Raw genomic sequence first — 22726 nt, 5'->3', positions numbered from 1 at the left:
TCTGCTTCTGTGGATAACGTATCTTCCACTTCAAACCAAACTATGTTATCTTTTAATTTTGGCATAAATAAAATTTTTTTATATAGATGGAAACAGAGATAAAGAGAGGTGAACAGCATGGATACAATTGCAGCGATTTCTACTCCGATGGGGGAAGGCGCGATTGCGATCGTTCGGCTGAGCGGGCCTGAAGCCGTACAAATCGCCGACAGAATGTACAAGGGGCCGAAAGGGAAAACGCTCAGTTCGGCGGAATCCCATACCATTCATTACGGCCATATTGCAGACAGCCGGACGGGACGGATCATTGAGGAAGTGATGGTGTCTGTTTTAAGAGCGCCGAGAACATTCACGCGGGAAGACGTGATTGAAATCAATTGTCACGGAGGAATCGTAACCGTGAATCAAGTGCTTCAGCTTGCATTAAGAGAAGGGGCGAGATTGGCGGAACCCGGTGAGTTTACGAAGCGCGCATTTTTAAACGGGAGGATTGACCTTTCACAGGCGGAAGCCGTGATGGATTTAATCAGAGCGAAAACGGACCGTGCCATGAATGTCGCCATGAACCAAATGGAAGGGCGCCTTTCTGCGCTGGTCCGCCGTCTGCGGGATGAATTGTTAGAAACCCTCGCCCATGTTGAGGTAAATATAGATTATCCGGAATATGATGACGTGGAAGAAATGACGCATCAGCTATTAATAGAGAAGGCAAGCGGCGTGAAGAAAGAAATCGATGCGCTGCTTCGGACATCTGAGCAGGGGAAAATTTTGCGTGAAGGACTGTCTACCGTTATTATCGGCCGTCCGAACGTGGGAAAATCCTCTTTGCTTAACAGTCTTGTCCATGAAACGAAAGCGATTGTGACCGATATTCCGGGAACGACACGTGATGTGATTGAGGAATACGTCAATGTCCGAGGCGTGCCGCTCAGGCTCGTCGATACGGCGGGTATTCGTGAGACGGAGGACATCGTTGAAAGAATCGGAGTTGAGCGTTCACGCCAGGTTCTGAAGGAAGCGGATTTGATTTTGCTCGTGCTTAATTACGGCGAAGAGCTTTCTGAAGAAGATGTGAAGTTATTCGAAGCGGTTGAGGGAATGGACGTCATTGTCATTATGAATAAGACGGATCTTGAGGCTAAGATTGACGCTGAACGCGTCACAGAGCTTGCAAACGGCCGTCCCGTCGTCACGACCTCATTGCTGAAAGAAGAAGGCATTAATGACTTAGAAGAAGCGATTCAGTCGTTATTTTATACAGGAGCGATCGAAAGCGGAGATCTTACCTATGTCAGCAATACACGTCATATTTCAATTCTGCATCAGGCGAAACAAGCAATTGAAGACGCGCTTAACGGGATTGATCAGGATGTACCGATCGATATGGTGCAAATTGACTTGACACGATGCTGGGAACTGTTGGGCGAAATCATCGGTGATGCCGTCCACGAAAGCTTAATCGATCAGCTCTTTTCACAATTTTGTTTAGGAAAATAAAAGGGAGGAAAAAACCATGGGGTATGAAGCAGGCCAATACGACGTGATTGTCATTGGCGCCGGGCATGCCGGTGTTGAGGCTGCCCTCGCATCGGCGCGCCAAGGAGCCAAAACGCTTGTTTTGACGATTAATCTTGATATGGTTGCGTTTATGCCATGTAATCCGTCTGTCGGCGGCCCCGCGAAAGGGATTGTCGTCCGCGAAATTGACGCGCTCGGCGGAGAAATGGCTAGAAATATAGATAAAACCCATATTCAAATGAGAATGCTGAATACAGGAAAAGGACCGGCTGTGCGTGCGCTGCGTGCACAGGCGGATAAATTCCAATACCAGCATGAGATGAAACATACGCTTGAAAAAACACCGAATGTAACGCTGCTGCAAGGAATCGCGGAGCGCTTAATTATTGAAGACGGAGAGTGCCGCGGCGTCATTACGCAAACCGGTGCTGAATATAAGGCGAAAACGGTAGTTCTGACAACCGGAACCTACCTGAGAGGAAGAATCATTTTAGGTGATTTATCTTACTCAAGCGGCCCGAATAACCAGCAGCCGTCTATTAAACTTTCTGAGCACTTGGAGGAGCTCGGTTTCGATCTTGTCCGTTTTAAAACGGGAACGCCTCCGCGTGTCTCAAGTGATTCGATTGATTACAGCAAAACGGAAATTCAGCCGGGGGATTCAGTTCCGCGTGCTTTCTCCTATGAAACGGTTGAGTACATTACGGATCAGCTTCCTTGCTGGCTGACTTATACGAGCCCTGAGACTCATGAGATCATCGACAGCAACCTGCACCGTTCGCCAATGTATTCCGGTATGATTAAGGGAACGGGGCCGAGATATTGCCCTTCCATCGAAGACAAAGTCGTCCGGTTTAATGATAAACCGCGCCATCAGATTTTCCTTGAGCCGGAAGGCAGAAATACGCAGGAAGTATATGTACAGGGATTATCCACAAGCCTTCCGGAGGATGTACAGCAGCGGATGCTTGCGACCATTCCGGGACTGGAAAATGTGCAAATGATGAGAGCCGGCTACGCGATTGAGTACGACGCAATTGTTCCGACGCAGCTTTGGCCTACACTGGAGACGAAAAAAATCCCTAACCTGTTTACAGCGGGTCAAATCAACGGTACATCAGGTTACGAGGAAGCGGCTGGACAAGGAATTATGGCAGGAATTAACGCCGGCCGTAAAGCGCTTGGAAAAGAAGAAGTCATTCTCAGCCGTTCTGATGCTTATATCGGAGTATTAATTGATGACTTGGTTACGAAAGGCACTAATGAACCATACCGTCTATTGACTTCACGGGCTGAATACAGACTGCTGCTTCGTCATGACAACGCAGATCTCCGTCTGACGGAAATCGGGCATGACATCGGCTTAATTTCTGACGAGCGCTTTGAAGCGTTTGAAAAGAAAAAAGCGGCGATTGAGGCAGAGAAAAAACGCCTCTGGTCTGTTATTATCAAGCCGTCTGCTGAAAACCAGGAGTATATTCGGTCTCTCGGCGGAAGCGAATTAAAAGACGGGGTGCGCGGCACTGATTTGATGAAACGTCCTGAAATGAACTATGAAACGGTGGTAAAGCTTGCACCGGCTGACTTTCCGGTTCCGCAAGATGTGGCGGAGCAAGTGGAAATCCAGGTGAAATATGAAGGGTATATTGAAAAATCCCTGCAGCAAGTTGAAAAGCTTAAGAAAATGGAAAACAAAAAAATTCCTGATCGGATTGATTATGACGCGATTAAAGGAATTGCAACAGAGGCCCGACAAAAGCTGAAAGAAGTGCGTCCTTTATCAGTTGCTCAGGCTTCACGTATTTCCGGTGTCAATCCGGCGGACATCTCAATCCTGCTTGTGTACTTAGAGCAGGGCCGTATTGCCAAGGTAGCTGAATAGAAAGGATGACGGCATGAATATAGAGGAATTTACATCCGGTTTAGCGGAGAAAGGGATTTCCCTTTCTGGCCGCCAGCTGGAGCAGTTCGAGTTGTATTATGAGATGCTCGTGGAATGGAACGAAAAAATGAACCTGACTTCCATTACTGAGAAGAAGGAAGTATATCTTAAGCATTTTTATGATTCGATTACGGCGGCATTCTATATTGATTTTGAAAATATTACAAGCCTTTGTGATGTGGGCGCGGGCGCCGGTTTCCCCAGTCTGCCCATCAAAATCTGCTTCCCGCATCTGCATGTTACCATTGTCGATTCACTAAATAAGCGGATTACCTTTTTGGAAACTTTATCTGATGCTTTACAATTGGAGCATACGACGTTTGTCCATGACAGGGCGGAGACATTCGGACAGCGAAAAGAAGTTCGGGAAAGCTTTGATCTCGTAACAGCCCGTGCAGTTGCGCGTCTTTCTGTGCTGAGTGAGCTTTGTCTGCCATTGGTCAAGAAAAACGGCATATTTGCCGCGTTAAAAGCGGCAGCGGCTGACGAAGAGCTGAAAGCGGGACAAAAGGCGATCAAAGTTTTAGGCGGAGAGCTTGAACATATCCATTCTTTCACACTTCCCGTTGAAGAAAGTGAGCGGAACATCATCATCATCCGCAAAACAAAAAGCACTCCGAAAAAATATCCGAGAAAACCGGGAACTCCCAATAAATCGCCAATTGAAGGGTAATTTAGACAGCCTGATGTGACAATTCCATCATATTTTCTTCAAAATTGATGAAGATTCAGCAGGAAAAACCATGAGAAAATAGAATTATAAAAATGGCAGTTTTTAAAGGTGGTGTAGGTACATGAAGCATTCATTCTCTCGTTTCTTCGGGCTTGGTGAGAAGGAAGAGGAACCGGAGATAGCTGAGCATGATACAAACAAAGAAGAGATACTCGAAATACCGGTACATGCTATCGTTCCCAACCGTTTTCAGCCACGCACCATTTTCTCAGATGAAAAAATCAAAGAGTTAGCAATGACTATTCATACACACGGCATTATTCAGCCGATTGTTGTCAGACATACAGAACAAGAAGGACAATATGAGCTCATTGCGGGTGAAAGGCGCTGGAGAGCGGTACAGACGCTCGAATGGGAGAAGATTCCCGCTATTATAAAGGATTTCTCTGATACGGAAACAGCATCTGTCGCTTTGATTGAAAACCTGCAAAGGGAAGAATTGTCTTCTATTGAGGAAGCGCATGCATATGCAAGGCTGTTAGAGCTGCACGATTTGACGCAGGAAGCCTTGGCGCAGCGATTAGGAAAAGGCCAGTCAACGATTGCGAACAAACTCCGCTTGTTAAAGCTGCCTGAACCAGTCCAGGATGCGATTATGGAGAAAAAAATTACGGAACGCCATGCGAGAGCCATGATTCCGCTCAAGCAACCCGACCTCCAAATCACATTGCTCGCGGAAATCATTGAGAAAAGCTTAAACGTAAAGCAGACAGAAGACCGTGTGGTTAAAATGCTTGAACAAGATAAGCGGAAACCGAAACCGAGACGCAAGGCGTTCAGCAGGGATACGAGAATTGCGATGAATACGATCCGCCAGTCACTGTCAATGGTTGAAGACAGCGGCGTCAGGCTGAATACCGAGGAAGAAGAATTCGAAGAGTACATTCAATTGACGATTCGGATACCTAAATAAAAACTCTCCTGATGAGCAGGGGAGTTTTTATTTATAAGGAAAAAACTTCAATTATATTAAGATAATAATATCTCGTTTCTACCATAACTTCAAAAGTGTAAAAATTTTCTTTCTGTAACGTAAAATGCCTTTTTACAGTCAAAAAAGTACCGTGATGAGAGAATTTATAAGAGAAAGCGTTTTTTTACTTTGCATTTTTTTCTCTTACCGATAAACAAATTATGAAAAAAATAAAACGCTTTACTCTTTTTTTGATAATATAGAGTCAAGACAGTACATGTTCATGTGAAGGTAGGTGACATCGTGGGAAAAATCATAGCAATTACGAACCAAAAAGGCGGAGTCGGAAAAACGACGACTTCTGTTAATCTTGGGGCTTGTTTGGCTTACATAGGTAAAAGGGTTCTTCTTGTTGATATCGATCCGCAGGGTAATGCAACGAGCGGATTAGGGATTGAAAAAGCCGATGTGGATCATTGTGTGTACGATATTCTAGTAGATGACGCAGATGTAACAGATATTATTAAACCGACTTCAGTAGAGAACTTAGATGTCATTCCGGCCACGATACAGCTTGCAGGAGCGGAAATAGAATTGGTTCCGACGATCTCAAGGGAGGTCCGGTTAAAAAGAGCATTAGAATCAGTTAAACAAAATTATGATTATATGATTATCGATTGTCCTCCGTCTCTCGGGTTATTAACGATCAACGCGCTTACCGCCTCAGATTCAGTCGTTATCCCGGTTCAATGCGAATATTACGCTCTTGAAGGATTGAGTCAATTATTAAATACAGTGCGGCTCGTGCAAAAGCATTTAAATACCGACTTAATGATTGAAGGAGTTCTTCTGACAATGCTTGATGCGAGAACAAATCTCGGCATTCAGGTTATAGAAGAGGTGAAGAAATACTTTAGAGATAAGGTGTACCAAACCATTATCCCTCGCAATGTCCGTTTAAGTGAGGCGCCAAGTCACGGCAAGCCGATTATATTATACGATCCGCGTTCGAGAGGTGCGGAAGTATATTTAGATCTAGCAAAGGAAGTGGCAGCGAATGGCTAAAGGTGGGCTCGGAAAAGGGATTAATGCGTTGTTTAATCAAGTTGATTTGTCTGAAGAGACAGTTGAGGAAATTAAAATCAGCGATTTACGACCTAATCCTTATCAGCCAAGAAAGCATTTTGACGATGAGTCATTAGCAGAATTAAAAGAATCTGTTTTACAGCATGGTATTCTCCAGCCCATTATAGTAAGAAAATCGTTAAAGGGCTATGATATTGTGGCCGGTGAACGCCGCTATCGTGCCGCTAAGCTTGCCGGCAAAGATACTGTGCCAGCTATTGTGCGTGAGTTATCTGAATCACTGATGCGGGAAATCGCCTTATTGGAAAACCTTCAGCGTGAAGACTTATCACCGCTCGAAGAAGCCTTGGCATATGATTCGCTCCTGAAGCATTTAGATCTTACGCAAGAACAATTAGCTAAACGGCTCGGAAAAAGCAGGCCTCATATTGCCAACCATCTAAGATTACTGACACTGCCTGAGAGCATCCAGCAGCTGATTGCCGAAGGCACGTTATCTATGGGGCACGGCAGAACGTTGCTTGGTTTGAAAAATAAGAATAAGCTCGAACCGCTAGTTAAGAAAGTAGTTGACGAACAGCTAAACGTTCGCCAGCTGGAGCAGCTGATTCAGCAGTTAAACAGCAATGTTTCACGTGAAACAAAGAAAAAAGAACCTGTTCAGGATGTTGTCTTAAAAGAACGAGAATCGTATTTACAAAATTACTTCGGGACAACTGTAAATATTAAAAGACAAAAGAAAAAGGGGAAAATTGAGATTGAATTTTTCTCTAACGATGATCTGGAGCGTATTCTTGAGCTTTTGTCTGAAAGAGAGTCTTAAAAAACCATCTTTTTTGAAAGATGGTTTTTTATATGCGCCTCGTAAGCTTTTGAAACGGATTAAGCCGTTCCTGTCTTCCTTCTGCCTTATCTGTTAATTGTAAGCCCTCAGCTAAAACATTTGCCATGCTCATGACGAGGTGAAGCCTCGTGTTTTGCAGGACAAAATACTCCATAAACCCGCTGACATTGACAATGCCATTAATGTGAATGTCACCGATCTCAGGCAGATCTTTCTGTACGCCCGCTCCGGGTTTGAGCGGCCCATCGCCGATTTGAAATGACCCTACGCTTTTGACGCGGCCTAAACACGCATCGACAGCAATAATAAACGGGTTTCTATGTATGTGTTGAATTTCCTTGAGTTTGTCTTTCATATTCACGGCATGAACCGGATCTGACAGAGTTCCGTATACATGCAATCTGCCTAATTCCATTTTCTCTAGTTTTGATCCCACGAGCGGACCTAATGAATCTCCGGTAGATCGATCTGTGCCGATACACACGGTTACTAACGGTCTGCCGGCTGCTTTACGTAATGATGAAGCGAGGATTGTTTGTATATGGTTTGCGGCAGCAGAATCCGTATGTGAAACATAGTGTTTTGCCCGCTCTTGAGAAAAAAGCCCGCCTTTTCGATTCATAGGGTTCACTTCCTTGTCATGTCATACGAATATTACATTGAAGTTTTCTGAGATGGTTGTTTACAGTATATCCAGCGGCATCTTTTTTTATGCTTATGTGAGTGATTAGCTGTGCGGTAAGTTTTAAAAGAAGGTAAGGAATAGAGGGAAGAATAAAAAATGAATCTGGAGTGCTGCTCCAAGTTCATATGTGAATTAAGAAATAAGACCATATCGATATATCGTTGTTTTTATAGTTTTGATGCTCTTTTTGCGAAGGGGGGATCTATCACGCAAAGAAATCTGATTATTCAATATTTGCCATCGCATCATATTTGTCCCGTTTGTATGAATGATTGCTGAAGTCCCTCAATATAGTAGCAGTATGCGGGAACAAGCAGAATTTTTTACCTATGAGGTGATAAGGTTGTGGAGAGCCGGGATGAGGTGGATGCTGCTCATATTAAGCAGCCTGATTGGAGCCGGATATGCAAGCGGACAGGAAATATGGCAGTTTTTCGGCGTGGAAAGCGGACTGGCTATTGTATTGTTTACGGTCATGTTCAGTATTTCGGCTTATATCGTGATGAAGATCAGCTATCGGGTTCAATCTGCGCATTTCTTACCGGTGCTTGAGCATCTTATGGGGCCGCTGCTTGCCAAAATCTATGATGTTCTTATTATGTTTTATTTATTTTCGACAACAATGGTAATGATTGCGGGAGGCGGAGTGACCCTGCAGATGTACAAGCTTCCGTTTTGGATTGGCATTTTGCTTTTTTGCGGGGTTACCGTCTGTTTATTCTTTTGGGATATCAAAGGGATATTATCGTTAAATAGTATTTTGATACCGATTCTTGTGGCTGGCCTGCTTTATGCATTGATTTTTTTTCAGACAACCCATCACTATACATGGACCATCGATTTGGCACGGCAATACAATTGGCCGGCGAGTATTACATTTACCTCTTTAAATATTCTTTCGGTTGTGGCAATCCTTTCTTCTGTCGGGAAGGATATGAAAGGACTTGGGGAGGCGAAAATCGCCAGTGTGGCGAGCGGGTTGATCTTTGGCGTCATTTCATTTGTTTATAATGAGACACTTGTACAGCTTTCAGGCAGTCTTTCACAATATGAGATCCCCCTTTTCGCCGTTCTTGAGGGTGCTCCCTATCCGTTATTTCTCTGTATGACCGCCGTGCTGTTTTTGGCGATATATACAACAACTGTGGCAGGGTTATTCGGATTGTCGAGCCGTATGCTTGCGTTTGTAAAAATGCCGAGGTGGGCGCTCGTTTTCCTCCTTTTGGCCGCGATGGTGCCTTTTACAACAATTGGTTTTTCAGATTTGATCGCTTTTTTATATCCTATTTACGGGCTTTTGAATCTTTATTTGCTGGTGTGTTTGCTGCTTTATCCTATATTAGGTAAATGGAAAAAAATATAAGGGTCAATTTGAGTGCGGTCATTGCTCTTATCCGCTCTTTTTTTGTACAATAAATAAAGCAGTCTATGAAGAGAGGTGAAGGGTCTTGGCGGATAAAGACTTTGGCCTGAATGATATTGTTGAAATGAAGAAACCGCACCCGTGCGGTGAGAACAGATGGAAAATCATTCGGATGGGAATGGATATTCGGATTAAATGCATGGGATGTTCCCACAGTGTCATGATTCCGAGAAGAGATTTTGAAAGAAAGCTGAAAAAAGTACTCGTCAAGCATGAGGAGCCTACTTCATAGAGGCTGGCGCTCATGCTTTTTCATATAGAAAAGAGGGAGAGACCTGATGAGCAAAGTGCATCAGTCAGCATGTCCGCTGAATTGCTGGGACAGCTGCGGTTTTTTGGTGACAGTAGAGGATGGCAAGGTAACAAAAGTAGACGGCGACCCGAATCATCCAATTACAGAAGGAAAAATCTGCGGCCGGGGCAGAATGCTTGAGACGAAAACCAATGCACCGGAACGGCTTCGTTTCCCCTTGAAAAAGCAGAACGGCGAGTTTGTCCGTATTTCCTGGGAGCAGGCATTGGATGAAATTGCGGAAAAAATGGCGGTAATCAAGGAGACAGCCGGCACAACCGCGGTGCTTCATAGCCATGATTATGCCAATAACGGTCTGTTAAAGGCACTTGACCAGCGATTTTTCAATGGCTACGGCGGTGTGACTGAGATTACGGGAAGCATTTGCTGGGGTTCCGGCATTGAAGCGCAGCGCTGGGATTTCGGGCGTTCTTACGGGCATGGGCCGCTTGATATTTATCATAGTAAGCATGTCATTGTATGGGGCAGAAACGTTTCCCGTACGAATATGCACCTCTATCATCACTTGCAGCAGGTGAAGAAAAAGGGTGTGACACTGACGGTCATTGACCCGATTTTCAACCCGACTGCGAAGCTTGCGGATCGTTATATCTCTGTCAAACCGGGAATGGATGGCTGGCTTGCCGCAGGTGTATTAAAAATATTGTGGCAAACCGGCAGAACGGATACGGATTTTATTCAGCAGCATTCCGTCGGTTTTGAAGAAATAGAAAAGCTGTTACAAACGATCTCGTTAGAAGAAATTACTGAGAAAACAGAAACGGATATAGAAGAACTTGAATATCTTGCTGATTTATATGCCGATGGACCCGCTTCTACGTTTATGGGTCTTGGGATGCAGCGATATAAAAATGGCGGCGGGACGATACGCTGGATTGACGCTTTGGCTGCTGCGAGCGGGAATGTCGGGATCAAAGGCGGCGGAGCGAATTTTGGGAATGTCCAAGTCGGTGAAAGCTTTGCAAAACCCGGTATCACACGTCCTGAGCTGAAAAAAAGCACGAGAACGTTTTCGATGATGACGCAGGCCGAAGAGGCGCTCAATGCAGCTGATCCTCCTATTGAGATGATCATTGTCACGTGCGGCAATCCGCTCACGCAAGTGCCCAATACCGGAAAAGTAAAGGAAGCATTTGAGAAAACGCCGGTCACAGTGGCCATTGATTCTATCATGACCGATACGGCGAAGCTCTGTGACTATGTTTTACCGACGGCTGTTGTTTTTGAAGAAGAGGATATTTATTACTCAAGTATGTATCATCACTATGTACAATACGGCAAAAAGCTTGTGGAACCGCAGGGAGAAGCAAAATCCGACCGCTGGATTTGGACAGAGCTTGCAAAGCGTCTCGGATTTGGTGAGCTGTTTGACTATAGCACGGAAGAATTTCTGCAAATGGGGCTTTCTTCTTTGGAGCCTGAGGGAATCACCCTTGAAAAATTAAAGGAAAAGGGCCATTTGCCGCTTCCGGTTAAGCAGGTTCCGTGGGATGATTATCAATTTTTGACGCCGAGCGGGAAATTTGAGTTTGTGTCTTCTCTTGCAGAGGAGAAAGGATACAGCGGCCTGCCTCAATTGGAAGTGCCGGAGGAGTCTGTTTATCATGACGGAGAGCTTGCTGAGAAATACCCGTATACGTTATTGTCCATTCATCCGCAGCGCTCTAATCATTCGCAGCACGTCCCGTTTATTGATAAGCTTCAGCAAGTGCAGGTGGATCTTTCACCGGATATTGCGGAGGAGCTTTCTCTTCATGACGGAGATACGGCAGAAGTGTTCAATGACCGGGGGCGTCTGCGCGGAAAGGTGAAAGTGATGAAGAAGGCACACCCGAAGACGGTGAATATAGATGAAGGCATGTGGTCTGTATTCGGCGGCTCTGTCAACACGCTCACAAATGATACAAATTCCGATAATGGAATGGGAAGTACGCTTTTTGACTGTCTGGTAGCGGTTAAAAAAGGATAATCTAAGGAAAGAGAGAGCCGGAAATGCTTTTTTCCCAGCTTGTCTTTTCACATGAACCTCCTTATAATTGCTCTAGGTTTACATTACGTTTATACGATGATGGTTTGATATAGAGGAGATGAAAGAATGGCTTTAACTGCTGGAATTGTCGGTTTGCCGAATGTCGGAAAATCGACGTTGTTTAATGCAATTACCCAGGCTGGTGCCGAATCAGCCAACTACCCGTTCTGTACGATTGATCCGAACGTCGGAATCGTGGAAGTGCCTGACGAACGTCTGCAAAAGCTGACTGAACTGGTCAAACCGAAAAAAACGGTGCCGACTGCGTTTGAGTTTACAGATATCGCCGGGATTGTAAAAGGCGCGTCAAAAGGTGAAGGACTCGGAAATAAATTTCTTTCACATATTCGCCAGGTTGATGCGATCTGTCACGTTGTGCGTGCATTCGCTGACGACAATATTACACACGTTTCCGGAAAAGTTGATCCGATTGATGATATTGAAACGATTAACCTTGAGCTGATCCTTGCTGACATGGAGACGGTCGAAAAACGCATCGTGCGTGTGAGCAAGCTTGCAAAGCAAAAAGACAAAGAAGCTGTTATCGAGTTTGATATTTTGTCTAAATTGAAAGAGGCGTTTGAGCAAGAAAAGCCGGCCCGTTCCGTTGAATTTACGGAAGAACAGCAAAAGCTTGTAAAACAGCTGCATTTGCTGACGTCAAAACCGGTGCTGTATGTGGCGAATGTGAGCGAAGATGAAGTGGCTGATCCGTCAGGAAATGAATACGTCGCGAAAATCCGTGAGTATGCTGCGGGCGAAAACGCCGAAGTCATCGTTGTCTGCGCGAAAATTGAATCTGAAATTGCTGAGCTTGAAGGCGAAGAAAAGCAAATGTTCCTTGAAGAGCTCGGAATCGAAGAATCAGGTCTTGATCAGCTGATTAAAGCATCCTATTCTCTTCTCGGCCTTGCGACATACTTCACGGCAGGCGAACAGGAAGTTCGTGCATGGACGTTCAAAAAAGGCATGAAAGCACCTGAGTGTGCGGGAATCATACACACTGACTTTGAACGCGGCTTTATCCGCGCTGAAACGGTTGCTTATGAGGATCTTCTCGCAGGCGGCGGTATGTCAGGAGCTAAAGAAGCCGGAAAAGTGCGCCTTGAAGGTAAGGAATATGTTGTAAAAGACGGAGATGTCATTCATTTCCGATTTAATGTATAGGACACAGTTGTAAAGGGACAAGAGCTTTGGTATAATATAAACTTGTGAGTAATAGAATTATTGCTCCTTGCCCATTTAGGGCCGCTTAGTCCAAAAGGAGGTGCAAACAGATGAGAAAGTACGAAGTTATGTACATTATCCGTCCGAACATTGACGATGAGTCAAAGAAGGCAGTTATCGAGCGTTTCAGCAACGTTTTGACTTCTAACGGAGCGGAGATCACTGGAACAAAAGATTGGGGTAAACGTCGTTTAGCATACGAAATCAACGATTTCCGCGACGGTTTCTACCAAATCGTAAACGTTCAGTCTGATGCTGCAGCGGTTGCTGAATTCGACCGTTTGGCTAAGATCAGTGACGACATCATTCGCCACATCGTTGTTAAAGAAGAAGAATAAGCAATTTGAAATATATAATGTTAAAAGGTGGTCTTTCTTATGCTTAACCGAGTTGTATTAGTCGGAAGACTGACAAAAGACCCAGAGCTTCGTTATACGCCAAACGGTGCGGCTGTTGCCACGTTTACTCTTGCTGTGAATCGTACATTCACGAATCAGTCCGGAGAACGTGAAGCCGATTTCATTAATTGTGTCACTTGGAGAAGACAAGCCGAAAACGTTGCAAACTTCCTCAAAAAAGGAAGCCTTGCAGGCGTAGACGGCCGACTGCAGACAAGAAACTATGAAAACCAGCAGGGACAGCGTGTCTTCGTGACCGAAGTCCAAGCTGAAAGTGTTCAATTTCTTGAGCCTAAAAATGGCGGCGGTTCTGGTTCAGGTGGATACAACGAAGGAAACAGCGGCGGAGGCCAGTACTTTGGCGGAGGCCAAAATGATAATCCGTTCGGCGGAAATCAGAACAACCAGAGACGAAATCAAGGGAACAGCTTTAATGATGACCCATTTGCCAACGACGGCAAGCCGATTGATATCTCGGATGATGATCTTCCGTTCTAATAGATTATCGCTATATTCATAACAGGAAAGGTGGGAAATGACAATGGCAGGAGGACGCAGAGGCGGTCGTGCGAAACGCCGTAAGGTTTGTTACTTCACTTCTAACGGCATTACGCACATCGATTACAAAGATGTAGATCTTCTTAGAAAGTTTGTTTCTGAGCGTGGTAAAATTTTACCTCGCCGTGTAACTGGAACAAACGCAAAATACCAACGTAAATTGACTATCGCGATCAAACGCGCACGTCAAATGGCTTTACTTCCATACGTAACTGGCGAGTAAGCCGATAGATAAAAGAGCAAGGACCTTTGGGTTCCTGCTCTTTTTTTGATTTATAGCGCTGCTTCCGCCTGACCTCATGTCTCCGAGAATCGCCCCTCTCAGTTTGTGTCTTTATCCGTTTCTCCCCTGTCACTTGCTTCAATACAGCGATGTACGGAATGTTTCACATGAAACATTGAAAAAACAGCCGGATTACTTCAAATGACCTCGAGACGGTTTTCATAAAGTTAATCTTTGTTATCTTGCTCGCCTATTCAAAAATGCGTACATACGTACTGTTTTTGTTTATACTGAAGGAGGAGGTGATTCAGATGGGAACAGAAAGACATGTCCTGACGGAGGAAAAGTGGAACGCGATCATTCACAATGATTCTTCCTATGATGGGACGTTTTTTTATGCGGTGAAAACGACGGGGATTTTCTGCCGGCCTTCTTGTAAATCCAGAGTTCCGAATAAAGAAAATGTGGTGGTATTTCAAACGGCGGATGAGGCACTGGCCGAACACTTTCGTCCGTGCAAACGATGCCGGCCGAACGGACTCCGTCTGCCTGATGAAGAGTGGGTCACGCAAATCACTGAGTATATCGACAGCCATTATCATGAATCACTTACTTTGGAGACGCTGGCTGATATGTGTCACGGAAGCCCGTATCATTTACAGCGGACATTTAAAAAGATCAGGGACACGACTCCGAATGAATATATACAGAACATAAGGGTAGCAACGGCTGAGCGCCTTTTGAAGCTGACTGATAAGACAGTCACGGAGATTGCGATGGCCATCGGGATTTCGAACACTTCCCATTTTGCGACTCTTTTTAAGAAAAAAACGGGAAGTTCGCCAACGGAGTACAGAAAATCACAAAGATAGGACAAGGAGGTTCATCATGACTCATGAGATAACTGTATATTGGACACTATTTACATGGAATGATTGGAGTTTATATATGGCTGCCACCTCCAAGGGCCTTTGCTTTATCGGCTCGAACCAGGGGAAACTGGATGAATTGGAGCAGTGGGCCGGGAAAAAAATGCCGCAATGCCGATTGGTGCGCGATGATGAAAAACTTGAGCCTTACACAGCTGAATTGCATGATTATATCAAAAACGGCAAATCAGCATTTACAATGCCGCTTGATCTTCGCGGGACGGAGTTTCAGCTTGCTGTATGGAAGGCGCTTCAGGACATACCGTACGGGGAGACATTCTCCTACTCTGACGTAGCGGAAAAGATTTATAGACCGCAAGCAGTCAGAGCCGTAGGTGCCGCAATCGGTGCAAACCCTGTGTTAATTACGGTTCCGTGCCATCGTGTTATCGGGAAAAACGGGAAATTAACTGGGTTCAGAGGCGGCTTAGAAATGAAAAAGCAATTGCTGGCATTAGAAGGCAGGCAGATGTAACGGTGAAGCACTTATTATATAAACAGCCGAAAACAATGTTAAACAAAGGTTCAGGATTTTTATCAGGGTACAGCCACACGCTAAATCCATATACAGGCTGTACATTTGGGTGTTCTTATTGTTATGTACGGCGCATGCCTGTTTCATCGTTCCGAAAAGAAGAATGGGGAACATGGGTCGACATTAAGCAGGGTGCCGCAGAGCTTCTGGAGAAAGAACTCACAAGGGCGAAGAAAAAAGGCAGTGTCACGATTTTTATGTCCTCCAGTACAGATCCGTATCAGCCGATTGAACAGCGAGAGAGGATTACGCGGACACTAATAGAGGTCATGTCGGTCAATCAGCCGGACTTCTTATTGGTGCAGACGAGAAGTCCGCTTGTTCAGCGGGATATTGATTTGTTAGGAATGTTAAAAGATAGAGTCAGAGTCAGCATAACGATAGAAACGGACAGAGAGGATATTCGGAGGCGTTTTGCCCCGAATGCGCCTTCGATTCAAGGAAGGCTTCATACGCTGAAAATTCTTTCTGAAGCGGGGATTCCGGTTCAAGCGGCGGTTGCGCCCATTCTGCCAAGCACAGAAGCATTTCCGCAGAAACTCGCGCCGCACGTCTCCCGTGTTTGTATTGATGATTATTTTATGGGAGACGGAAGCGGCGGCAAGCGGACAAGGCAGCTGGGAATTGAATCGATCTATGAGGAATTGGATATGCGGGAATGGTACTCTCCCGGTGCTTACCGTAAAGTTTATAACAGAATGGCAGACGTTTTTTCACGGGATCAGCTGTATGTGAGCCGTGACGGATTTTTGCCGTGAATATCAGGAGGGGAGCAATGAAACTTATTTCTTGGAATGTCAACGGCTTGCGGGCCGTGATGAAAAAAATGGATATGGTTGCATATGTACAGGAGGAGGAAGCAGATATTCTATGTCTGCAAGAAACAAAAGTACAGGACGGACAGGTATCATTGCGGCCCGAAGGATATCATGCATATTGGAATTATGCGGAGAAAAAAGGGTACTCGGGCACCGCTGTTTTTTCAAAACAAGAGCCGCTATGTGTATCGTACGGATTGGGAATAGAAGAGCATGATCAAGAGGGCAGAGTGATTACGCTGGAGTTTGAGAATGTGTATGTTGTCAACTGCTACACGCCCAATGCTAAACGCGGATTGGAACGAATTGATTATCGGCTTCAATGGGAAGCGGATTTTAAGGCTTATTTGCAGGAGCTTGATCGGAAAAAGCCTGTCATTTTATGCGGCGATTTGAACGTGGCGCACCGGGAGATTGACTTGAAGAATCCAAAAGCCAACCGGAAGAACGCAGGTTTCTCCGATCAGGAGCGGGCGGCTTTTACCTCATTGTTAGAAGGCGGATTTACCGATTCATTCCGCTATTTGCATCCTAAGGTGGAGGGGGCGTATTCTTGGTGGTCTTACCGGCTGAATGCACGGGATAAAAATATCGGCTGGCGCCTTGATTATTTCATCGTCTCGGACAGGCTGAAGGAACGGATCAGCCAAGCGAATATTTGTGCCGGCATGATGGGTTCTGACCATTGCCCTGTTGAAATTACAATTGATTTATGATGAGATAGCAGTAAGAGTTTTCCGCTCTTGCTGCTTTTCTTATCACCGAAACTGGAGGAGTACATGGTAAATATAAAAGAGATTGCAAAATTGGCGAATGTGTCGGTAGCCACCGTGTCCCGCGTGTTAAATCATCATCCGTACGTGTCTGAAGAGAAAAGGCAGCTTGTGCATCAAGTGATGAAGGAATTGGATTATACGCCCAATCGCACTGCCATTGATCTCATTCGCGGAAAGACCAATACGATCGGCGTGATTCTGCCTTACAGCGACCATCCTTGCTTTGATAAAATTGTAAACGGTATCACAAAGGAAGCCTTTGCTCATGACTATGTGACAACCCTTCTCCCCACCAATTACGACCCCGATATTGAGATAAAATATTTCGAGCTGTTGAAAATGAAAAAAATTGACGGATTGATTGTCACCTCCCGCGCGAATGAGTGGGAAACAGTGGTTCCGTACCTTGAATACGGGCCTGTTGTCGCCTGTGAATATACGCAGCATCAGGATATTCCATGCGCTTATAATGACAGGCTATCAGCGTACAGAGAAAGCTTTCAGTATTTAAAAAGCCGCGGGCATCAAGACGTCGCTTTTACCTGTGTCCGAGAATCGGAAAAAAGCCCAAGCACGGCTGATAAAGTAAACGCATATGAGGCTGTTTACGGGGCTCTTGATGACAGCCGTATTTTGGTCGACTGTCATGATATGGACGACGGAGAGCGTGCCGGTGCATACTTTTACAACTGCAGCCAAACACCGACGGCCATATATGCGCATAGTGATGATGTTGCCGCCGGCTTATACCATTTTGCGCAAAGACAAAAATGGGATGTGGAGATCATTGGTGAGGGGAATCTGAGCGTCAGCCGGGTTTTGAACATTCCTTCCTTGGAGCTTCATTTAGAACGGGTCGGCAAAGAGGCTTTTTCTTTGTTTTTACACAGGAATATGGACAAAAAACAAATTATGCACCAAATTCAGAGGAAAAAACTCTTGAGCTGAAATGGGTTTCATGCCTTATAACTAGATTGATAAGGAAAGGGAGGATGAAGATGAGGATTGAGCATGCGGCCATATGGGTCAAGGATTTAGAGCGGATGAAAGAGTTCTATGAGAAATACTTTCAAGGAAAAGCGAATGACCTTTACCATAATGAGAAAAAAGATTTTAAATCGTATTTTATTTCGTTTGACTCCGGATGCAGACTGGAAATCATGAAAAAAGGCGATGTGAATGAGACACCTTCGCAGAACATGACAGGTTGGGCGCATCTCGCATTTTCAACCGGCAGCAAGGAGCGGGTGAACGAACTGACGGAAACCTTTAAAAAAGACGGTTTTAAGGTAATGAGCGGCCCGCGGGAGACGGGTGACGGTTATTATGAGAGTGTGATAGAGGATTGGGAAGGCAATTTGATAGAAATTACAGTGTAACAGTGCGGAGAGTACCCGCACTGTTTTTCTTATCAGATTTGCTGTGCGTTTGTTTTCGGCCCGAAAAGGATTAATAGGACGGAACATAGGAGCCAGCAGCCGCCAATGAAAACAAAGACGCTGACATAGCCAAGCTTTACGGCAATAAAACCGACAAGCAAGGAGCCGAATATATTTGAAAAACGGCCGAGTCCGTACGCCAATCCGCTGCCTGACGAGCGATATTCGGTAGGATATGGTTCGGATGTGTACGCGTATAAGTTTGAAGTGAAAACCCGTTCCGTGATGTTGACGATAAAACCGAAGACAATAATCATGATGGGAATAAACGTCATCCCGTATAATAGACCCGCGATTGCGGTCAGAAAGGCGCTTGCCGCCAAAATCCATTTTCGCTGGAATCTTTCGGATATCAGTGACCCGAGCAATGCGCCAAGCGGAGCGCCGACAGAGTGAAGTACATTATACCAAAGCGTTTTTTCCATGGTGATGCCGTTGCTTTTTAATAAGCTGGGCACCCATGAAGCAAAGCCGTAGAAGCCAAAGGTTTCAAAAATCCAGACTGCGGACAGGATAATGGTAATTTTTAAGTTTCTTCCTCGAAACAGTCCTAAGTAGCCTGCGTGCTTGACGGCTGGCGGAGCTGCTGCCTCCTTGGGTGCGGGAAGCGGGCCTTTTTCTTGCTCCACCCGCGCTTCAATCCGATTCATAATGGCGTCCGCTGTATCGTAAGAGCCGCGGTTCTCGTGCCAGCGCGGTGATTCCTCAAGCCTGCGGATAAAGAAGAAATAAATAAGACCGACGGCTCCCCATACAAAGACAAGCCGCCACCCCCATGAGCCTAAAGGAATCACAAAAGCAGACACGACATTTGTGACGGGAACGCCTATTAAACCGATCATTGCACAAAAGGAGATGTACTTCCCGCGCACTGAGGAAGGGAAAAATTCCGCCAGATAGCTGTTCGTCACGATCATTGCAGCTGCGACGCCGAGTCCGGTCAGAAAACGGAAAATCATTAAGGAAGGGATATCCCAGGCTAACGCATTTAAAAAGGATGAGATTGAAAAAATAAGGACAAAACAGTTGAGCGCTTTTTTTCGGCCTATTCGGTCAGCTAATCTTCCTCCGAGCGAAGCGCCTAAAAACATGCCTAAAAATGATGCGGCCGTGATATCGGCAATGGTGGACAGCTTTACGCCCCAATGCTCAATAAGCGCCGGAGCGACATTGCTGAGCGTAAACAGATCGGCAAGATCGAAGAAATAAATGATTCCGAGAGCGGTTAACACTTGGTAGTGCACACGCGAAATGGGGAGACGGTCTAATCGATTCGCGACGTTTGAGAATGACTGATTTTTCATAAAAAACCCCCTGATTTGACTGTTGTAATCAGAAAATACTGTAAATTTCATCCTGCAAATACATTATAATGGTCTTTCTGTCTCGAAAAAAGAGTTTAAATAACCAGAGACCGAGGAAATGGAATAGCGCTTTTTTCTTAAGGACTTATAAAATTTTCCTATATAGGATGCCGTTCATATAGTAAAATGTTCAAGGAAAGGAAGCTGATACATAAAAATGAATACATTTATACGGCCTTTAGAAGGCAAAAATAGTGTTTGGAGATATCTCCTTTCTATATTATTAATCGTGGGTTTATTCTTTTTTGGAAGTATTGTGGCTGTGTTTTATATGGTTCTCACGTCCGTTATTGAGCCTTCGTTAACATTCGATTGGGATGAGGGGGTTTTAAGTGACCCGCTGGCAGACATTTATTTGCAGCATATCGTATATTTTATAGCGATTCCGGGCATATGGATTGCCGTTCGATTTATCATGAAACGCCGGTTTTTATCAATCATCACACCGAATCGGACGCTGAATTGGAAGAGGATTTTCTTTGGATTCGGCACTTATTTTATCTTGATGATCATAGCGGAGCTGATCGATTTTGCGGTCAATCATGATAGTTTCTCACTGCAGGAATTCCATGCTTCCCGCTTTTTATGGCTGTTAGCGGCAGCGATCTTTTTGGTGCCGTTTCAAACCTCTGCGGAGGAATTTCTATTTCGCGGCTTCCTGCTTCAGTTTGCCGGAAAATTGACAACAAACACGGTGATCCTGTCCGTAATCATCGGAGGGTTATTCGGCGCTCTGCACTTCGGAAATCCGGAAATGGAAAATGGAGCTCTCTGGGCGGGGATTGGATATATCGCCATCGGCATGATATGGACCTTCATCAGTATTAAAACGGGCAGTTTGGAACTGTCGCTGGGCGGGCACGCCGCGAACAATATGTTTTTATTCATATTTCTCACCGAGGATCACACTGTGTACAGCGGTATTCCTTCTCTATTTCTATATACCGGTCACCATGAATTTTACGACTGTATATCGACGCTGGCCATCAACGTTGTATTTGCATGGCTTGCATTCCGTTTTGTGAAGAAAGAAAAAAAGCAGCAGGATGTTTAATCCCTGCTGCTTATTTGTAATGTCTTCATGGCTTCATTAATGTCTGTTGTCGGCTGTCGGCACGCGAAATTTTCACAAATGTAAACCGTCGTTTTGCCGTCGATGATTTGATATTCCGCTGCAAAATCGGCAATGTCTTTGAGATCTTCCGGTTTTTCTGCTGCGAGAATCGTGTACGCGGGTGTGAAATGCTGCTGAAGAGTCTCTATGAAACGCTTTCTGTCCGGATCGTCTTTGCTGCCGAATATGACGATTTCTTTCTGGGGCATTATATGTGCCAATACGCTTTGCATAAAAAAGGCATTGCTGCTTGGGTAAGCTTCAATTTCCCGTTTGAATACAGAAAACATGGTTTCCGCTTTTTCGATCAGCGATACATCACCCGTCAGACGGCCGAGACGAAGCAGCTGAACGGCTGCCATGCTGTTTCCGGAAGGCACGGCGCCGTCATAGACTTCTTTTTCCCTGACAAGGAGGGTTTCGGCGTCATCGCCTGTGAAGTAAAACCCGCCGTGCTGTTCATCCCAAAACAAATGAAGCATCCCCTTGCATAATTCTTTTGCTTTTTGCAAATAAGATGTGTCAAAATCGGCTTCGTACAGCTCGAGATAAGCTTGCATGAGAAAGGCATAGTCATCGAGAAACCCTTTGTTTTTCACTTCTCCGTCACGATACCGGACCATTACGCGACCGTTTGGCATGAGGTGATGTTCAAGAAAACGAACGGCTTTGTCGGCCATGCTGAGATATTCAGGTTCATGAAACGTCCTTGCCGCTTTTGCGAGTCCGGCAATCATGAGCGCGTTCCATGAGGTCAGCACCTTATCATCCACGTGCGGATAGGTTCTGTTTTCACGGGCCTCTAACAGTTTCCGCCTTGCGTCTTCCAGCCGTTCGCTAAGCTCATGCTTTGTCAGGCCCGTCTCTTCCAGGATGTCTTCCAGCCGTGTGAAAATAAGATGAGGGATATTTTTCCCTTCGAAATTGCCTTTTTCCGTGATGTTATACACTTTGCAATAAAGCGAGCCGAGTTCATCTCCTAAAAGATCTAACACTTCATTCCTCGACCATATGTAATATTTCCCCTCTTTGCCCTCTGTATCGGCATCTAAAGCCGAGAAAAAACTGCCGTCTTCATGCATCATTTCCCGCTGAATAAATGTAATGATCTGTTTGGCAACATGTCTGTAACGCTCATTTCGCGTGACTTGATACGCCTCTGTATAAGCGGTCAAAAGCAGGGCATTGTCATACAGCATTTTCTCAAAATGGGGCACGAGCCATTCATTATCAGTCGAGTACCGCGCAAAACCAAAGCCGATATGGTCGAAAATGCCGCCATTTGCCATACTGTCGAGCGTTTTTGTCACACTGTTCAATGCCTGCTCTTTATCTGTATAGCTGTAGTAACGAAGCAGAAACATGAGCATATGCGGCATCGGAAACTTCGGAGCCTGGCCGAACCCGCCATACACCGTATCAAACCCCCCGGCCAGCTGGCGGAAAGTGTCATGAACGGCCTGTTCGCCGAGCATGCCCTCAGTTTGATGGGTCTTCACTTCAAGATGAGCTGCCGCATTTTCTGCTATATCCTCCACATGCTGCCGATCATTCGCAAACGTCTCGGACAGATGGTCAAGCACATCAATAAACCCCGGACGATTAAATTTGCTTGTCTTCGGAAAATACGTTCCTGCGTAAAATGGCTTCTGATCAGGCGTAACAAACACATTCAGGGGCCATCCGCCCTGCCCCGTCATCAGCTGGCAGATTCTCATATACACCGAATCCACATCCGGCCGCTCTTCCCGGTCTACCTTGATGGCTACGAATTTATCATTTAAAATGCCGGCGATTTCTTCATCCTCAAAGGATTCGTGTGCCATTACGTGGCACCAGTGACACGTTCGCTAAGCTAC

The 22726-nt window shown here is 45.3% G+C and carries 23 protein-coding genes; 20 read left to right on the top strand and 3 right to left on the bottom strand.

Annotated elements, in window-relative coordinates:
• Window positions 1-117: 117 nt before the first annotated feature.
• The 6 genes from mnmE to KY305_RS04905 all read left to right on the top strand — a co-directional run bounded on the left by mnmE (window position 118) and on the right by KY305_RS04905 (window position 7015).
• A complete protein-coding gene (mnmE, locus tag KY305_RS04930) occupies window positions 118-1497 on the top strand; it encodes a tRNA uridine-5-carboxymethylaminomethyl(34) synthesis GTPase MnmE (RefSeq protein ID WP_223061583.1) in 1380 nt (459 codons plus the stop codon).
• 16 nt (window positions 1498-1513) lie between these two features.
• A complete protein-coding gene (gene mnmG / locus KY305_RS04925; RefSeq protein WP_223061582.1) occupies window positions 1514-3400 on the top strand; it encodes a tRNA uridine-5-carboxymethylaminomethyl(34) synthesis enzyme MnmG in 1887 nt (628 codons plus the stop codon).
• Between the two features lie 13 nt (window positions 3401-3413).
• The gene (gene rsmG / locus KY305_RS04920) at window positions 3414-4133 is read left to right on the top strand and encodes a 16S rRNA (guanine(527)-N(7))-methyltransferase RsmG (protein ID WP_214800324.1); all 720 of its coding nucleotides are present in this window, start codon (window positions 3414-3416) and stop codon (window positions 4131-4133) included.
• A gap of 121 nt (window positions 4134-4254) precedes the next feature.
• On the top strand, window positions 4255-5106 hold the full coding sequence (gene noc / locus KY305_RS04915; protein ID WP_214800323.1) for a nucleoid occlusion protein: 852 nt from the start codon (window positions 4255-4257) through the stop codon (window positions 5104-5106).
• Window positions 5107-5409: 303 nt separating this feature from the next.
• The gene (soj, locus tag KY305_RS04910) at window positions 5410-6171 is read left to right on the top strand and encodes a sporulation initiation inhibitor protein Soj (RefSeq protein ID WP_007409899.1); all 762 of its coding nucleotides are present in this window, start codon (window positions 5410-5412) and stop codon (window positions 6169-6171) included.
• A complete protein-coding gene (locus KY305_RS04905; RefSeq protein ID WP_223061581.1) occupies window positions 6164-7015 on the top strand; it encodes a ParB/RepB/Spo0J family partition protein in 852 nt (283 codons plus the stop codon). Before soj ends, KY305_RS04905 begins: the two co-directional genes overlap by 8 nt.
• Before the next feature lie 28 nt (window positions 7016-7043).
• Here the strand turns inward: KY305_RS04905 and yyaC are convergent, their stop codons facing one another.
• The gene (gene yyaC / locus KY305_RS04900; RefSeq protein WP_223061580.1) at window positions 7044-7658 is read right to left on the bottom strand and encodes a spore protease YyaC; all 615 of its coding nucleotides are present in this window, start codon (window positions 7656-7658) and stop codon (window positions 7044-7046) included.
• Between the two features lie 364 nt (window positions 7659-8022).
• On the opposite strand from yyaC, the gene KY305_RS04895 reads away from it, so the two are divergent.
• From KY305_RS04895 to KY305_RS04835, 13 genes are all read left to right on the top strand, one after another.
• Window positions 8023-9084 carry a YkvI family membrane protein gene (locus KY305_RS04895; RefSeq protein ID WP_214800319.1) on the top strand — a complete coding sequence of 354 codons (1062 nt, stop codon included), beginning with the start codon at window positions 8023-8025 and terminating at the stop codon, window positions 9082-9084.
• An 85-nt stretch (window positions 9085-9169) separates the two neighbouring features.
• Window positions 9170-9376 (top strand): DUF951 domain-containing protein, encoded by a 207-nt coding sequence (locus KY305_RS04890; protein ID WP_007615075.1) that lies wholly within the window; start codon window positions 9170-9172, stop codon window positions 9374-9376.
• Window positions 9377-9422: 46 nt separating this feature from the next.
• On the top strand, window positions 9423-11426 hold the full coding sequence (locus KY305_RS04885) for a molybdopterin-dependent oxidoreductase (RefSeq protein WP_223061579.1): 2004 nt from the start codon (window positions 9423-9425) through the stop codon (window positions 11424-11426).
• Window positions 11427-11552: 126 nt separating this feature from the next.
• Complete coding sequence (gene ychF / locus KY305_RS04880) at window positions 11553-12653, top strand: redox-regulated ATPase YchF (protein ID WP_061522748.1); 1101 nt, start codon at window positions 11553-11555, stop codon at window positions 12651-12653.
• A gap of 110 nt (window positions 12654-12763) precedes the next feature.
• Window positions 12764-13051 carry a 30S ribosomal protein S6 gene (rpsF, locus tag KY305_RS04875; protein ID WP_061522749.1) on the top strand — a complete coding sequence of 96 codons (288 nt, stop codon included), beginning with the start codon at window positions 12764-12766 and terminating at the stop codon, window positions 13049-13051.
• A 39-nt stretch (window positions 13052-13090) separates the two neighbouring features.
• Entirely contained in the window at window positions 13091-13609 is a 519-nt protein-coding gene (gene ssbA / locus KY305_RS04870) for a single-stranded DNA-binding protein SsbA (protein WP_003219228.1), read from the top strand.
• 43 nt (window positions 13610-13652) lie between these two features.
• On the top strand, window positions 13653-13892 hold the full coding sequence (rpsR, locus tag KY305_RS04865; protein WP_004392983.1) for a 30S ribosomal protein S18: 240 nt from the start codon (window positions 13653-13655) through the stop codon (window positions 13890-13892).
• A 311-nt stretch (window positions 13893-14203) separates the two neighbouring features.
• On the top strand, window positions 14204-14764 hold the full coding sequence (locus KY305_RS04860) for a bifunctional transcriptional activator/DNA repair enzyme AdaA (protein ID WP_223061578.1): 561 nt from the start codon (window positions 14204-14206) through the stop codon (window positions 14762-14764).
• A 16-nt stretch (window positions 14765-14780) separates the two neighbouring features.
• Complete coding sequence (locus KY305_RS04855) at window positions 14781-15296, top strand: methylated-DNA--[protein]-cysteine S-methyltransferase (protein WP_223061577.1); 516 nt, start codon at window positions 14781-14783, stop codon at window positions 15294-15296.
• 2 nt (window positions 15297-15298) lie between these two features.
• Window positions 15299-16114 (top strand): SPL family radical SAM protein, encoded by an 816-nt coding sequence (locus KY305_RS04850; protein WP_316252429.1) that lies wholly within the window; start codon window positions 15299-15301, stop codon window positions 16112-16114.
• A 17-nt stretch (window positions 16115-16131) separates the two neighbouring features.
• Entirely contained in the window at window positions 16132-16890 is a 759-nt protein-coding gene (locus KY305_RS04845) for an exodeoxyribonuclease III (protein WP_223061576.1), read from the top strand.
• A gap of 63 nt (window positions 16891-16953) precedes the next feature.
• Entirely contained in the window at window positions 16954-17898 is a 945-nt protein-coding gene (locus tag KY305_RS04840; protein WP_223061575.1) for a transcriptional regulator CcpB, read from the top strand.
• 50 nt (window positions 17899-17948) lie between these two features.
• Entirely contained in the window at window positions 17949-18329 is a 381-nt protein-coding gene (locus tag KY305_RS04835; RefSeq protein WP_223061574.1) for a VOC family protein, read from the top strand.
• A 32-nt stretch (window positions 18330-18361) separates the two neighbouring features.
• On the opposite strand, the gene KY305_RS04830 is transcribed toward KY305_RS04835, so the two are convergent.
• The gene (locus tag KY305_RS04830) at window positions 18362-19693 is read right to left on the bottom strand and encodes an MFS transporter (protein ID WP_223061573.1); all 1332 of its coding nucleotides are present in this window, start codon (window positions 19691-19693) and stop codon (window positions 18362-18364) included.
• Window positions 19694-19910: 217 nt separating this feature from the next.
• Here KY305_RS04830 and KY305_RS04825 point away from each other — a divergent pair, with 217 nt between their 5' ends.
• A complete protein-coding gene (locus KY305_RS04825; RefSeq protein WP_223061572.1) occupies window positions 19911-20807 on the top strand; it encodes a CPBP family intramembrane glutamic endopeptidase in 897 nt (298 codons plus the stop codon).
• On the opposite strand, the gene KY305_RS04820 is transcribed toward KY305_RS04825, so the two are convergent.
• Complete coding sequence (locus KY305_RS04820; protein ID WP_223061571.1) at window positions 20804-22693, bottom strand: thioredoxin domain-containing protein; 1890 nt, start codon at window positions 22691-22693, stop codon at window positions 20804-20806. The genes KY305_RS04825 and KY305_RS04820 overlap by 4 nt on opposite strands.
• Window positions 22694-22726: the final 33 nt, after the last annotated feature.

It is taken from the genome of Bacillus sp. YC2 (genome assembly GCF_019891195.1).
Classification (GTDB): Bacteria; Bacillota; Bacilli; order Bacillales; family Bacillaceae; genus Bacillus.
Note: the sequence above shows the minus strand (reverse complement) of the source record. Positions and strands in the feature narration are given on the sequence as shown.

Excerpts from the sequence above, each read along its gene's own strand:
- mnmE (WP_223061583.1), top strand. The coding sequence starts at position 118 with ATGGATACAATTGCAGCGATTTCTACTCCGATGGGGGAAGGCGCGATT.
- mnmG (WP_223061582.1), top strand. The coding sequence starts at position 1,514 with ATGGGGTATGAAGCAGGCCAATACGACGTGATTGTCATTGGCGCCGGG.
- rsmG (WP_214800324.1), top strand. The coding sequence starts at position 3,414 with ATGAATATAGAGGAATTTACATCCGGTTTAGCGGAGAAAGGGATTTCC.
- noc (WP_214800323.1), top strand. The coding sequence starts at position 4,255 with ATGAAGCATTCATTCTCTCGTTTCTTCGGGCTTGGTGAGAAGGAAGAG.
- KY305_RS04905 (WP_223061581.1), top strand. The coding sequence starts at position 6,164 with ATGGCTAAAGGTGGGCTCGGAAAAGGGATTAATGCGTTGTTTAATCAA.
- yyaC (WP_223061580.1), bottom strand. The coding sequence starts at position 7,658 with ATGAATCGAAAAGGCGGGCTTTTTTCTCAAGAGCGGGCAAAACACTAT.
- KY305_RS04895 (WP_214800319.1), top strand. The coding sequence starts at position 8,023 with ATGCGGGAACAAGCAGAATTTTTTACCTATGAGGTGATAAGGTTGTGG.
- KY305_RS04885 (WP_223061579.1), top strand. The coding sequence starts at position 9,423 with ATGAGCAAAGTGCATCAGTCAGCATGTCCGCTGAATTGCTGGGACAGC.
- ychF (WP_061522748.1), top strand. The coding sequence starts at position 11,553 with ATGGCTTTAACTGCTGGAATTGTCGGTTTGCCGAATGTCGGAAAATCG.
- rpsF (WP_061522749.1), top strand. The coding sequence starts at position 12,764 with ATGAGAAAGTACGAAGTTATGTACATTATCCGTCCGAACATTGACGAT.
- ssbA (WP_003219228.1), top strand. The coding sequence starts at position 13,091 with ATGCTTAACCGAGTTGTATTAGTCGGAAGACTGACAAAAGACCCAGAG.
- rpsR (WP_004392983.1), top strand. The coding sequence starts at position 13,653 with ATGGCAGGAGGACGCAGAGGCGGTCGTGCGAAACGCCGTAAGGTTTGT.
- KY305_RS04860 (WP_223061578.1), top strand. The coding sequence starts at position 14,204 with ATGGGAACAGAAAGACATGTCCTGACGGAGGAAAAGTGGAACGCGATC.
- KY305_RS04855 (WP_223061577.1), top strand. The coding sequence starts at position 14,781 with ATGACTCATGAGATAACTGTATATTGGACACTATTTACATGGAATGAT.
- KY305_RS04845 (WP_223061576.1), top strand. The coding sequence starts at position 16,132 with ATGAAACTTATTTCTTGGAATGTCAACGGCTTGCGGGCCGTGATGAAA.
- KY305_RS04840 (WP_223061575.1), top strand. The coding sequence starts at position 16,954 with ATGGTAAATATAAAAGAGATTGCAAAATTGGCGAATGTGTCGGTAGCC.
- KY305_RS04835 (WP_223061574.1), top strand. The coding sequence starts at position 17,949 with ATGAGGATTGAGCATGCGGCCATATGGGTCAAGGATTTAGAGCGGATG.
- KY305_RS04830 (WP_223061573.1), bottom strand. The coding sequence starts at position 19,693 with ATGAAAAATCAGTCATTCTCAAACGTCGCGAATCGATTAGACCGTCTC.
- KY305_RS04825 (WP_223061572.1), top strand. The coding sequence starts at position 19,911 with ATGAATACATTTATACGGCCTTTAGAAGGCAAAAATAGTGTTTGGAGA.
- KY305_RS04820 (WP_223061571.1), bottom strand. The coding sequence starts at position 22,693 with ATGGCACACGAATCCTTTGAGGATGAAGAAATCGCCGGCATTTTAAAT.